Raw genomic sequence first — 13255 nt, 5'->3', positions numbered from 1 at the left:
GACGCGAATCCGTCTGTCGGAGCCGCAGCCCCTGCCGTAGGTTCTACCCAGATCAGGGACAGACCCGCCCGCAGGGGACTGTGGGCTGGACCGGGCCGAGGCTTTCCCGGCTTCGCCCTGGTCGTGCCCTCGCGCACACACCCGGAGCTTGCGGCTCCGGTTCTCCTCACCGATCGGACGGCCGCCCGCCCCAAACCCCCCGGGGCGCGCGGTGTTCCGGTCCTGGCGGCCGCCTCGGAACCACCCCCCCTGTTCCGAGGCGGCCGACTCCCTGTCCCGGGACGGGCACCTTGTCCGCGAGGACTCCGGGCAATGGCAGGCTGTCCCCCATGCCCCGCCCGCCCCTCCTCCTCGGCCTGCCCGCGCTCTGCTTCGTGCTCATCACCTGGCAGGTCGTGGTGGGCGGCCCACTGGCCCGCCTCGACGAGCGGCTGAGCGGCGCCCTCGTCCACCCGGACCGGTTCTCCGAGCTGCTCGCCGACCTGGGCAGCGTCCAGGTGGCGGTTCCGGTGCTCCTGCTGGCGCTCGTCCATGTCGCGCTGCGCCGTCGCGCCACCGGTCTGGACCGATGGTGGCTGCCGTCGGCCGCCGCCGCGGTCCTCATGGCCCTCGTCCCCGCGGTGGTCGTGCCCCTGAAGGAACTGATCGCCCGGCCGGGCCCCCCGGTCATGGGACCCGGCACCGGCTTCTACCCTTCGGGGCACACGGCCACCGCCGCCGTCGCGTACGGCGCGGCGACCCTGCTCGTCCTCCCGCTGCTCCGCACGGCGGGCTCCCGGGGCGCGCTGCTGTGCGTGTGCGCGGCCCTGAACGCGTGCGTGGCCTTCGGTCTGGTGCGCCGCGGCTACCACTGGCCACTGGACGTGGTGGCCAGTTGGTGCCTCTGCGCGGTGCTGCTGGGCTGCCTGTGGCTGTTCGTCAGCCGAAGTACGAGTCGAAGGTCCGCGCGAACTCCCCTCCTCCGAACCGGTCCCAGTTGATCGACCAGGTCATCAGACCGCGCAGCCCCGGCCAGGTGCCGTGGGTCGTGTACGAGCCGCAGTTGGTCTTCTTCGTGAGGCAGTCGAGCATCTTGGTGACCTCGGCGGGGGCCACATAGCCGTTCCCGGCGTTGGTGGTGGCGGGCATGCCGATGGCTATCTGGTCCGGGCGCAGCGGCGGGAAGACGTTGGCCGCGTCGCCCGCGACCGGGAAGCCGGTCAGGAGCATGTCGGTCATCGCGATGTGGAAGTCGGCGCCACCCATGGAGTGGTACTGGTTGTCGAGGCCCATGATCGAGCCGGAGTTGTAGTCCTGGACGTGCAGGAGGGTCAGGTCGTCGCGCAGGGCGTAGATGACCGGGAGGTACGCTCCGGCGCGCGGGTCCTGGCCGCCCCACTTGCCGGTGCCGTAGTACTGGTACCCGAGCTGGACGAAGAACGTCTCCGGGGCCATGCTCAGGACGAACTTCGAGCCGTACTTGGCCTTCAGGGTCTTCAGCGCCGAGATGAGGTTGACGATCACCGGGGTGGTCGGGCTCTTGAAGTTCGTGTCGCTCGCGTCCAGGGAGAGCGAGTGGCCCTCGAAGTCGATGTCCAGGCCGTCCAGGCCGTAGGTGTCGATGATCTTCGAGACCGAGGAGACGAAGGTGTCGCGGGCCGCGGTGGTGGTGAGCTGGACCTGTCCGTTCTGGCCGCCGATCGAGATCAGCACCTTCTTGCCCGCCGCCTGCTTGGCCTTGATCGCCGCCTTGAAGTCCGCGTCGCTCTCGACCGTGGGGCACTCGGTGGCCGGGCAGCGGTTGAAGCGGATGTCGCCCGAGGTGACCGAGGTCGGTTCACCGAAGGCCAGGTCGATGACGTCCCAGCTGTCGGGCACGTCGGCCATGCGCGTGTAGCCGGCGCCGTTGGCGAAGCTGGCGTGGAGGTAGCCGACGAGGGCGTGCGTGGGCAGGTCGGAGGAGCCTCCGCCGCCGCCCCCGGAGCCCGCCGAGGTGGTCGCGGTGACGGTGGCCGACTTCGCGGACTCACCGGCGTCGTTGGTCGCGGCGACCTGGAAGGAGTACGCGGTGGAGGCCGTCAGCCCGGTCACGGTGGCGGAGGTCCCGGTGGCGCTCTGGACCTTCACCCCGTCGCGGTAGACGTTGTAGCCGGTCGCGCCGGACACCGCCGCCCAGGACAGGCCGACCGAGGAGGACGTGACCGTGCCGGCCGTCAGCCCCGTGGGCGCGGCCGGCGGCTGCCCGGCGGCCACGCCGGGGCCGGTCAGCGACACGTCGTCGGCCCAGTACGAGCCGGTGCCGTACCAGCCGTGCGTGTAGATCGTGACCTGGGTGGTGGACGCGCCGGTGCGGAAGGTGGTGCTCAGCTGCTGCCAGTCGGTGGCGGACGGGGTCCAGGTGTTGACGTCGGTGGTGCCGGTGCCGGTCGCGCCGAGGTAGACGTAGGCGCCACGGACGTAGCCGGAGAGGGTGTACTGCGCGTCGGGCTTCACGGTCACGGTCTGCGAGCACTGGGCGTAGTCGCTGCCGGCCGGGGTCGCCATCATCGCCGAACCACCGCTGTGCACCGGCGAGTTGACGACGGCCGACGCCGTGCAGGTCCAGCCGCTCAGGCCGGACTCGAAGCCGCCGTTCCTGGCGAGGTCGGCGTCGGCCGCGCGGGCGGCCGACGAGAGCGCGACCAGGCCGGGCAGGGCCAGGGCGGTGGCCGTACAGAGGGCGAGCAGCCCGCGGCGGCGGCGTGCGAGGGGTCTGCCGGGTCGGGTGGGGTCCATGACTGCCTCCGGGCATGGGGGAGTTGGAGGAGGGAACGCGCGCCCAACTTGGTCCAGACCAATTCGGTTGTCAAGTCCCCCGACAGGCAACGGAGTTCGGATGTCCGCCGGAAACGGCTCCTCACCGCCGCCGGTCCCTGTTCCGGGCGAGGCCCGCCGCCGCCTCGTGCATGGCCAGTTCGAGCAGGGCCGGGTCCGTGAGCGTGCCCGAGCCGTCCGGCGGGACCAGCCAGCGGACCCCGCCGGTCGCCCGCCCGGGGTAGGGCACCACGATCCAGGTGCCGTGGCCCGCCGTGCGCACCCCCGTGCCCAGCCAGCGGGCCGCGGTGCCCGCGGGGACGAAGAAGCCCATCCGGGCGTCACCGAAGTCGACGAGCACCGGTCCGGGCTGGTCGAGCACCCGGGTCAGGACGTCGAGGGTCGGGTAGCCGAGCTCGCCCGGCAGGATCAGGACGTCCCAGGCCTTCCCCGCGGGCAGCAGCGCGATCCCCCGCGGATTGCGCTCCCACTCCCAGCGGCAGGCCTCGGGGTCCGGAGCCACCGATGAAAGCCACTCGACCGCCGCCTTGGGCCCTGTCATGACGGAACCTCCCTCTCGTGTCGACGCGGGTCGCGTCACAGGGGAGAGGGAGGTCCGGGTCGTGCATTACGCGGGTTCCGGCCACGAGTTGGCGGGGCCGCGCGCGGCCCCGCCGTCCGGGTGCCGTCAGCTGTCGAAGCCGAGGCCCAGTCTGTCCATCGTCCGCAGCCACAGATTGCGCCGGCCGCCGTGCGTGTCCGCCCGCGCCAGCGACCACTTGGTGAGCGCGATGCCGGTCCAGGCGAACGGCTCGGGCGGGAAGGGCAGCGGCTTCTTGCGGACCATCTCCAGCTCGGTGCGTTCGGTGCGCTCCCCCGCCAGCAGGTCGAGCATCACCTCCGCGCCGAACCGGGTGGCGCCCACACCGAGGCCCGTGTAGCCCGCCGCGTAGGCGACCTTGCCCTGGTGGGCGCTGCCGAAGAACGCCGAGAAGCGGGAGCAGGTGTCGATCGCGCCGCCCCAGGCGTGCGAGAAGCGGACGTCCTCCAGCTGCGGGAAGCAGGTGAAGAAGTGTTCGGCCAGCTTGGCGTAGGTCTCCGGGCGGTCGTCGTACTCGGCGCGCACCCGGCCGCCGTACGGGTAGATCGCGTCGTAGCCGCCCCACAGGATCCGGTTGTCGGCCGACAGCCGGAAGTAGTGGAACTGGTTCGCCGAGTCGCCGAGCCCCTGACGGTTCTTCCAGCCGACGGACGCGAGCTGTCCGGCGGTGAGCGGCTCGGTCATCAGCGCGTAGTCGTAGACCGGGACGGTGAACGGGCGCACGCGCTTGACCAGGTTGGGGAAGATGTTGGTGCCGAGGGCCACCCGGCGGGCCCGGACCGAGCCGTACGGGGTGCGGACGGCCATGCCGGCGCCGGCCGGCTTCAGTTCGAGGGCGGGCGTGTGTTCGTAGACCCGCACCCCGAGCTCCCCGCACGCCCGCTTGAGTCCCCAGGCCAGCTTGGCCGGGTGGAGCATGGCGACCCCACGGCGGTCGTGCAGCCCGGCCAGGAAGGTCGGGGAGTCGACCTGTTCCCGTACCGCGTCGGTGTCGAGGAACTCGATGCCCTCGGCGAGGCCCCTGCGCTCCAGCTCCTCGTGCCACTCGCGCAGTTCGGCCGCCTGGTGCGGCTCGGTGGCCACGTCGATCTCACCGCTGCGCTCGAAGTCGCAGTCGAGGGAGTAGCGGGCGACGGCCGCCTCGATCTCGTCGAGGTTGCGGGCGCCCAGCTCCTCCAGCTTCGCGATCTCGTCCGGCCAGCGGGTGAGCCCGTTGGACAGACCGTGGGTGAGGGAGGCGGCACAGAAGCCGCCGTTGCGGCCCGAGGCGGCCCAGCCCACCTCGCGCCCCTCCACCAGGACGACATCCCGCCCGGGGTCGCGCTCCTTGGCGATCAGCGCGGTCCACAGTCCGCTGTAGCCGCCGCCGACGACGAGCAGGTCGCAGGTCTCGGCACCGGTGAGCGCGGGCTCGGGGTGGGGTTTGCCGGGGTCGTCCAGCCAGTACGGGACCGGCTGGACGTCGGAAAGGGATTTCGTCCACTGATTACCACGGGTCATGGCGCTCGGGGCCATGATTTCAACTCCCTACAGAGGTGACAGGCGTTATGCCTTCTGCCTGTTCCGGCGATTTCCGATGATCATTCCGGACAGGACGAACAGTACGGCGACGAGGAACATGGCCGTGCCGATGACATTGATCTGAACGGGTGTTCCGCGCTGTGCCGAACCCCAGACGAACATGGGGAACGTGACGGTCGAGCCCGCGTTGAAATTGGTGATGATGAAATCGTCGAAGGAGAGCGCGAAGGCGAGCAGCGCGCCCGCGGCGATTCCGGGAGCCGCGATGGGCAGGGTGACCCGCAGGAACGTCTGCGCCGGGCCGGCGTAGAGGTCCTGGGCGGCCTGTTCCAGCCTCGGGTCCATCGACATGACACGGGCCTTGACGGCCGTGACGACGAAGCTGAGGCAGAACATGATGTGGGCGATCAGGATCGTCCAGAAGCCCAGCTGGGCGCCCATGTTGAGGAACAGGGTGAGCAGCGAGGCGGCCATGACGACCTCGGGCATCGCCATCGGCAGGAAGATCAGCGAGTTCACGGCGCCGCGTGCGCGGAAGCGGTAGCGGACGAGCGCGAAGGCGATCATCGTGCCGAGGACGGTGGCCCCGATCGTCGCCCAGACGGCGATCTGGAGGCTGAGTCCGAGCGAGCCGCACATGTCGGCGACGCCGCACGGGTCCTTCCACGCGTCGGTGGAGAACTGCTGCCACTCGTAATTGAAGCGCCCCTTCGGCTTGTTGAAGGAGAACACGGTGACGACGACGTTCGGCAGCAGCAGATAGCCGAGGGTCAGCAGTCCCGCGATGACGACGAGATGGCGCTTGAGCCAGGTGACGACGGACATTTAGACCAGATCCTCCGTCCCGGACCGGCGGATGTAGACCGTGACCATGAGCAGGATCGCGGCCATGAGGATGAAGGAGAGGGCGGCGGCCGTCGGATAGTCCAGGATCCTCAGGAACTGGGTCTGGATGACGTTGCCGATCATGCGGGTGTCGGTCGAGCCGAGGAGTTCCGCGTTGACGTAGTCACCGGCCGCCGGGATGAAGGTGAGCAGCGTTCCGGAGACCACGCCCGGCATCGACAGCGGGAAGGTGACCTTGCGGAACGTCGTCCACGGCTTGGCGTACAGGTCGCCCGCGGCCTCGTGCAGCCGGCCGTCGATGCGCTCCAGCGAGGTGTAGAGCGGCAGGATCATGAACGGCAGGAAGTTGTACGTCAGACCGCAGACGACGGCCAGTGGTGTCGCGAGGACGCGGTCGCCCGCCGTCCAGCCGAGCCAGTCCGTGACGTTCAGGACGTGCAGTGTGTTCAGCGTGTGCACGACCGGGCCGTTGTCGGCGAGGATCGTCTTCCAGGCCAGGGTGCGGATCAGGAAGCTGGTGAAGAACGGGGCGATCACCAGAATCATGATCAGGTTGCGCCAGCGGCCCGCCCTGAAGGCGATCAGGTAGGCCAGCGGGTAGCCGAGCAGCAGGCACAGGATCGTGGCGGCGGCCGCGTAGAAGACCGAGCGCAGGAACTGCGGCCAGTACTCGGCGAGCGAGTCCCAGTAGGTCACGAAGTGCCAGGTGACCTTGTAGCCCTCCTCCAGGGAGCCCGTCTGCACGGACGTGGAGGCCTGGTAGATCATCGGCAGCGCGAAGAAGACGACCAGCCAGAGCAGGCCGGGCAGCAGCAGCCAGTACGGGGTCCACCTGCCGCGCTTGCGCGGCGGCTTCTTCTCGGGGATCGGCGTCACGGGTGGCGCCTCGGTGACGACAGCCATCAGGCGGCCTCCTCCTCGGCCGTGTCGACGCCGGCGTCGATGTCCTGGGCGGCGTCGAGCCCGAAGGTGTGCGCCGGGCTCCAGTGCAGGACGACCTCCGCGCCGGGCACCAGCCGGGAGTCCCGTTCGATGTTCTGGGCGTAGACCTCGAACTCGGGGCACACGGCGCTGTCGATGACGTACTGCGTGGAGACCCCGATGAAGCTGGAGTCGGCGATCCTGCCGGTGATCCGGTTGCGGCCGACGGGTATCTCGCCGGCGTCGTCGGCGTGCGTGAGGGAGATCTTCTCCGGGCGGACGCCGACGAGCACCTTGCCGCCGCTGCGCGCCGGGGCGGAACAGCGCGCCTCGGGGAGCACCAGCTTGCCGTCCCCCGCCTTCAGGACGATGTCCGTGCCGCTCCTGGAGTCGACCTCGGCCTCGATGAGGTTGGAGGTGCCGAGGAAGTTGGCGACGAACGTGGTCTTCGGGTTCTCGTAGAGGTCGGCGGGCGCGCCGAGCTGTTCGACACGGCCCGCGTTCATCACGGCGACGGTGTCGGCCATGGTCATGGCCTCCTCCTGGTCGTGCGTGACGTGGACGAAGGTGATGCCGACCTCGGTCTGGATCCGCTTGAGCTCCAGCTGCATCTGGCGGCGCAGCTTGAGGTCGAGGGCGCCCAGCGGCTCGTCGAGGAGCAGCACCTTGGGGTGGTTGATCAGGGCGCGGGCGACCGCGACGCGCTGCTGCTGGCCGCCGGAGAGCTGGTGGGGTTTCTTGCGCGCCTGCTCGCCGAGCTGGACGAGGTCGAGCATGTCGTCGACCTGCTTCTTGACGCTCTTGATCCCGCGCCGGCGCAGGCCGAAGGCGACGTTCTCGAAGATGTCCAGGTGCGGGAAGAGCGCGTACGACTGGAAGACGGTGTTCACCGGCCGCTTGTAGGGCGGCAGGTACGTCACCTCCTGGTCGCCGAGGTGCACGGTGCCGGAGGAAGGTTCCTCCAGACCCGCGATCATGCGCAGGGTGGTGGTCTTGCCGCAGCCCGAGGCACCGAGCAGGGCGAAGAAGGAGCCGTGCGGCACGGTCAGGTCGAGCGGTTGCACGGCGGTGAAGCCGTTGTCGTAGGTCTTGCTGATCCCGGTGAGGCGGACGTCGCCGCTGTTTTCTGTCGTCATGATCGTCACGCCCCTGTGAGCTTCGCGAACTTCTCTTCGTAGGCCGTCTCTTCCTTCTGGCTCAGCGCCCGGAAGGAGTGGGACCTGGCCTGCATGGCCTTGTCGGGGACGATCAGCGGGTTGTTCGCCGCGTCCTGGTCGATCTTGGCAAGGTAGGGCTTCACGCCTTCGACCGGCGTCGCGTAGTTGATGTACGCGGCGAGCTCGGCGGCCTGCTGGGGCTCGTAGTAGAAGTCGATCAGCCGCTCGGCGTTCGTCTTGTGACGCGCCCTGTTGGGAATCAGCAGGTTGTCGGTCGACGTCATGTAGCCGCTGTCGGGGATGACGAAGTCGACGTCCGGGCTGTCGTTCTTGAGCTGGACGATGTCACCGGCCCAGGCCACACAGGCCGCGATGTCGCCCTTGGTCAGGTCGGAGGTGTAGTCGTTGCCGGTGAAGCGGCGGATCTGGCCCTTGTCGACGGCCTTCTGGAGCCGGGCTATCGCCGCGTCGAAGTCGTCGTCGGTGAACTTCGACGGGTCCTTGCCCATGTCGAGCAGGGTCATGCCCATGGTGTCGCGCATCTCGGACAGGAACGAGACCCGGCCCTTGAGCTTCGGGTTGTCGAGGAGGTCGGACACCGACTTCACCTCGATCCCGTCGAGCGCCTTCTTGTTGAAGGCGACGATCGTCGGGATGCCCTGCCACGGGTACGAGTAGGCGCGTCCCGGGTCCCAGTCGGGGTCGCGGAACTGCGGCGACAGGTTGGTGTAGGCGTGCGGCAGGTTGGACGAGTCGAGTTTCTGCACCCAGCCGAGGCGGATCACGCGCGCGGCCAGCCAGTCGGTGAGGACCATCAGGTCGCGGCCGGTGTCCTGGCCCGCGGCGAGCTGCGGCTTGATCTTGGCGAAGAACTCGTTGTTGTCGTTGATGTCCTCGGTGTACTTCACCGAGATGCCCGTCCGCTTGCGGAAGGCGTCCAGCGTCGGGTGGTGCTTGCCGCTGTCGTCGAGGTCGATGTACTCGGTCCAGTTGGAGAAGTTGACGGTCTTCTCCGTGGCCGAGTGGTCCTGGGCGGACGTGCCGCCCTGTGTCCTGCCGGCGGCGGGGATCCCGCAGCCGCTCAGCGCCCCGAGTCCGCCGACGGCCAGCGCGCCGCCCGCGGAGGCGCGCAGCAGTGAACGACGGGTGAGGGCCGCCCTGCCGTTCCGGAAGCTGCGCCGCATGGCGGCCAGTTGTACCGGGGACAGGCGTTCGGGCTCGTACTGCTCCATGCTCTGATGCCCTTTCGGAAGGGTCGCGGCCGTGGTCGCGGCCTGGTCTGCCACAGGGCCGTAGCCGGTGGACGTGCTACGGCCGGTCCCCGAAGACCGTGCGGTGCCAGTCCTTCCTGGCGACCGCGGTGTTGTCGAACATGACGTGCTTGACCTGCGTGTACTCCTCGAAGGAGTAGGCGGACATGTCCTTGCCGAAGCCGGACGCCTTGTATCCGCCGTGCGGCATCTCGCTGATGATCGGGATGTGGTCGTTGACCCACACGCAGCCGGCCTTGATCTCGCGGGTCGCGCGGTTGGCCCGGTAGACGTCACGGCTCCAGGCGGAGGCCGCGAGTCCGTACGGTGTGTCGTTGGCCAGCGCGATGCCCTCGTCGTCGGTGTCGAACGGGAGCACCACGAGGACCGGGCCGAAGATCTCGGCCTGCACGATCTCGCTGTCCTGCCCGGCGTCGGCGACGAGCGTGGGCGCATAGTACGCGCCGCTCTTGAGGTCTCCCTGTGGAGCCTCGCCGCCGGTCACCACGCGCGCGTAGCCGCGGGCCCGGTCGACGAATCCGGCGACGCGGTCGCGCTGGGCGTGCGAGATCAGCGGGCCGAGGTCGGTGCCGGGCGCGAAGGGGTCGCCCACGCGGACGCTCGCCATGAGGGCGGCGGTGCGCTCCACGAACGCCTCGTAGAGCGGCCGCTGCACGTACGCGCGCGTCGCGGCCGTGCAGTCCTGGCCGGTGTTGATGAGCGAACCGGCGACCGCACCCTGCACGGCGGCCTCCAGGTCCGCGTCGTCGAAGACGAGGAAGGGGGCCTTGCCGCCGAGCTCCAGGTGGAGGCGCTTGACGGTCGAGGTGGCGATCTCGGCGACGCGCCTGCCGACGGCGGTCGACCCGGTGAAGGACGTCATGGCCACGTCGGGGTGACCGACGAGGTGTTCGCCCGCCTCCTTGCCCAGACCCGTGACGATGTTGATGACACCGTCCGGGATCCCGGCGTGGGTGGCCGCCTCCGCGAACAGCAGGGAGGTGAGCGGGGTCAGTTCGGCGGGCTTCAGCACGATCGTGTTGCCGGCCGCGACGGCTGGGAGGATCTTCCAGGCGGCCATCTGGAGCGGGTAGTTCCAGGGCGCGATGGAGCCGACGACCCCGATGGGCTCCCGGCGCACGTACGAGGTGTGGTCGCCGGAGTACTCACCGGCCGACTGCCCCTGGAGGTGCCGGGCGGCGCCCGCGAAGAACGCGGTGTTGTCGATGGTTCCCGGGACGTCGAACTCGCGGGTCAGCTTGAGGGGCTTTCCGCACTGGAGCGACTCGGCCTGGGCGAACTCCTCGGCCCGCTCGGCGAGCACGGCGGCGAACCGGTGCAGCGCGTCGGACCGCTCGCCCGGCGTGGTGGCCGCCCAGCCGGGGAACGCCGCGCGGGCGGCGGCGACGGCCGCGTCCACGTCCGCGGTGCTCGCCAGCTCGTAGGTGTACACCTCCTCGCCCGTCGCGGGGTTCACGACCGCGTGGGTACGACCGGAGGCGCCCTTCGTCAGACGGCCTCCGATGTACTGCGCGCCGCCCGCGAGGCGGTCCTGCGCCTGGAAGCGATGGCCCGGATTGTGCATGTCGCTCTCCTCCGCCGTCCTCCCCGTCGAGACGGGGGTCGGCGTAGCTCCAGCTCGATTTGAGTGCCGATCCTGGCAGAGCTAGGGGACTCCAACAAGTGATTCCGTTGTTGCCTTTTGGTTACGCGACGGAATCCTTCGACCAGGTGTCGAGTCCTCCAGGGAAAGCCAGGACGGTATGTCAGTGGTGCGTGCCACAGTGGCGTGCATGGGGAAGATCGATACGCGGGACGCGCTGGTCAGTGTGGTCGAGTCGGGGACGCGAGTGAAGTACCTGCACTTCTGGGGGCACCGCCCGAGGGCGGACGGCCGGGTGGGGACGAGCTGTCTCAGCCAGTGGTGGCCGTCACCGTTCGTGGTCGAGGGGGTCTCGTACGCGACGGCGGAGCACTGGATGATGGCGTCCAAGGCCCGTCTCTTCGGCGACGCCGAGGCCGAGCGGCAGGCCGTCGGCGCGGCGAGTCCCGCGCTCGCCAAGAAGGCCGGGCGGCTGGTGCGCGGCTTCGACGAGACGGTGTGGCAGCGCGAGCGGTTCGGGATCGTCGTCGAGGGCAGCGTCCACAAGTTCGCCGCCGACCCCGGCCTGCGGGCGTTCCTGCTGGGCACGGGCGGACGGGTGCTGGTCGAGGCGAGCCCCATGGACCGCATCTGGGGCATCGGTCTGGCCGCCGACGACGAGAGAGCCCTCGATCCGCGCCGGTGGCGGGGGGCGAACCTGCTGGGCTTCGCCCTGATGGAGGCACGCGAGCGACTGCGCGTGGCGCAGGCGCCCACGGAGGCGGGCGCCTAGGGCCTGCCGGGCGTCACCGGGCGGGCGGGGCTTCGCGGACACGCCCCGGCGCCCGTCCCCGGGGACGGGTGTGACGGTCCGCGGATTCCGGGACGGCCGCCCCGCGGACGGCGGTCCCCGGATGCGGCAACGCCCCCACCGGCCAAAACTGTCCGTGTGACTGGCATGTACGCAAAGCAGAACCACGTCTCGTCCACCGCGCCCGGCGCGCCCCGCCAGTCGCTGGCGCTGGCGGCGATGCTCTTCGCGGTGGCGATGACGTTCATCGACCAGACGATCGTCTCCATCGCCGCGCCGGACATCGTGCGCGAGCTGGGACTGTCCGCGTCCGGGATGCAGTGGGTGGTGAACGCCTACCTGCTGTCGCTGGCCGCGTTCTTCGCGCTCGGCGGACGGCTGGCCGACCTGGTGGGACCACGCCGCGTGGTCGTCGTCGGCACCCTCGTGTTCGTCGTGTCGTCGGTGCTGTGCGGCTGTGTGCCCAAGGGCGACTTCGCCCAGACCTGGCTGATCGTGTTCAGGGCCACCCAGGGGCTCGGGGCCGCCCTGCTCTTCCCCGCGGCCTTGGCCGTGGTCGTGGCCGTCTTCCCGGTGGAGCGGCGCGGCCGCGCCCTGGCCCTGTTCTTCGGGCTGTCGGGCGCGCTGACGGCCATCGGCCCGCTGCTGGGCGGCTGGCTGACGGCGTGGACCTGGCGGGCGATCTTCTGGGTCAACGTGCCCGTCGCCGTGGTGGCGCTCGTCCTGACCGTCATGGCGCACATCCCCGACCGGCGGCGGCAGGAGTCCCTCGACCGGGTCGGGGCGCTGCTCATCGCCGTCGGCATGGGCCTGAGCGTGCTCGGTTTCCAGCAGGCCGGGTCCTGGGGCTGGGGCAGCGTGGCGACCTGGGCCTGCATCGTGGGCGGCCTCGCCGTCCTGGTCGTCTTCTGGCGCTACGAACGGGACAGGCGCCACCCGCTGGTCAATCTGGCGGTCTTCCGGGACAAGGCGTTCACCGTGGACGCCCTGGTGCTCTTCTTCGCCATGCTCGCCTTCGTCCCGGTCTTCTTCTTCGCCTCGGTGTACGCGCAGGTCTCCCTCAGCGCCTCGCCCAACCAGGCCGCGCTCTACCTGCTGTACTTCTTCGCCGGCTTCGCGATCGCCTCCCAGTGGGGCGGCCGCATGCTCGACAAACAGGGCGCGCGGCCGGCCATGAAGATCGGCACGATCCTCGGCGCGATCGGGTTCTACCTGTGGGCCGGCAAGCTGACCGATCTGTCCATGCACGACCAGTGGCCGTACGTGGCCCTCGCGGGCGCCGGCATCGGCTTCATCCTGGCGCCCGCGTCCACCGACGCCGTGAACCGGTCCATCGGGGCCTCCTACGGCGAGGTCACCGGCATCACCCAGACGGTCCGCAACTACGCGGCGAGCGTGGGGCTCGCCGTCTTCGGGGCCGTCCTGACGCACACGATGACGGACAAGGTCGTCTCGACGCTGACGTCCCACGGCATGACCTCGGCCCAGGCCCACGACGTGGCCGACGACATCGCCCAGGCCATCACCGGCAACGCCGACGCACAACAGCCCACGGGCACCGGCGCCGCCGCGTCGACCATGCGCGATGTGATGAGCAGCGTGCGGAAGGACTTCGCCGAGGCCAATCAGTACGTCTTCTACGGCATGGCGATCGCGCTCGCCGTCGCCTTCCTGTGCGCCCTGCGCCACCCCGGGGGCCGAGGGGGCGCGGCCGAGCGGGACGAGGACTCCGCCGAGGAGTCCGCTCCGGCCGAGTGACGGCCGCGCCGGCCAGGCCCCCGGGTGGGCCGGCGG

At 70.1% G+C, this 13255-nt stretch carries 11 protein-coding genes; 3 read left to right on the top strand and 8 right to left on the bottom strand.

Annotation, left to right across the window (positions count from 1 at the left end; genetic code table 11):
* Positions 1-329 precede the first annotated feature (329 nt).
* Entirely contained in the window at positions 330-980 is a 651-nt protein-coding gene (locus WJM95_RS24285; protein ID WP_339131911.1) for a phosphatase PAP2 family protein, read from the top strand.
* On the opposite strand, the gene WJM95_RS24280 is transcribed toward WJM95_RS24285, so the two are convergent.
* From WJM95_RS24280 to WJM95_RS24245, 8 genes are all read right to left on the bottom strand, one after another.
* A complete protein-coding gene (locus WJM95_RS24280) occupies positions 919-2754 on the bottom strand; it encodes a glycoside hydrolase family 18 protein (protein WP_339131910.1) in 1836 nt (611 codons plus the stop codon). The two genes, WJM95_RS24285 and WJM95_RS24280, sit on opposite strands and share 62 nt — an antisense overlap.
* 121 nt (positions 2755-2875) lie before the next feature.
* Positions 2876-3334: a hypothetical protein gene (locus tag WJM95_RS24275; RefSeq protein WP_339131909.1), complete on the bottom strand. Its 459-nt coding sequence runs from the start codon at positions 3332-3334 to the stop codon at positions 2876-2878.
* 126 nt (positions 3335-3460) lie between these two features.
* Complete coding sequence (locus WJM95_RS24270; RefSeq protein WP_339131908.1) at positions 3461-4888, bottom strand: FAD-dependent oxidoreductase; 1428 nt, start codon at positions 4886-4888, stop codon at positions 3461-3463.
* Positions 4889-4918: 30 nt separating this feature from the next.
* Positions 4919-5719, bottom strand: a complete 801-nt coding sequence (locus WJM95_RS24265; RefSeq protein ID WP_339131907.1) for an ABC transporter permease — start codon at positions 5717-5719, stop codon at positions 4919-4921.
* Positions 5720-6643, bottom strand: coding sequence for an ABC transporter permease (locus WJM95_RS24260; protein ID WP_339131906.1), 924 nt, complete (start codon positions 6641-6643; stop codon positions 5720-5722). It lies immediately after the preceding gene.
* On the bottom strand, positions 6643-7797 hold the full coding sequence (locus tag WJM95_RS24255) for an ABC transporter ATP-binding protein (protein WP_339131905.1): 1155 nt from the start codon (positions 7795-7797) through the stop codon (positions 6643-6645). The genes WJM95_RS24260 and WJM95_RS24255 overlap by 1 nt, the downstream gene beginning before the upstream one ends.
* Before the next feature lie 5 nt (positions 7798-7802).
* Positions 7803-9050: a spermidine/putrescine ABC transporter substrate-binding protein gene (locus WJM95_RS24250; protein WP_339131904.1), complete on the bottom strand. Its 1248-nt coding sequence runs from the start codon at positions 9048-9050 to the stop codon at positions 7803-7805.
* A 76-nt stretch (positions 9051-9126) separates the two neighbouring features.
* A complete protein-coding gene (locus tag WJM95_RS24245; protein ID WP_339131903.1) occupies positions 9127-10653 on the bottom strand; it encodes a gamma-aminobutyraldehyde dehydrogenase in 1527 nt (508 codons plus the stop codon).
* Between the two features lie 178 nt (positions 10654-10831).
* Here WJM95_RS24245 and WJM95_RS24240 point away from each other — a divergent pair, with 178 nt between their 5' ends.
* Both WJM95_RS24240 and WJM95_RS24235 read left to right on the top strand, forming a co-directional pair.
* Positions 10832-11443 (top strand): NADAR family protein, encoded by a 612-nt coding sequence (locus WJM95_RS24240; protein ID WP_339131902.1) that lies wholly within the window; start codon positions 10832-10834, stop codon positions 11441-11443.
* 165 nt (positions 11444-11608) lie between these two features.
* Complete coding sequence (locus WJM95_RS24235; RefSeq protein ID WP_339131901.1) at positions 11609-13219, top strand: MFS transporter; 1611 nt, start codon at positions 11609-11611, stop codon at positions 13217-13219.
* The last annotated feature ends 36 nt before the right edge of the window (positions 13220-13255 follow it).

The sequence above is a fragment of the Streptomyces sp. f51 genome (genome assembly GCF_037940415.1).
GTDB lineage: Bacteria > Actinomycetota > Actinomycetes > Streptomycetales > Streptomycetaceae > Streptomyces.
This window is presented reverse-complemented; position numbering and strand designations above follow the sequence as displayed.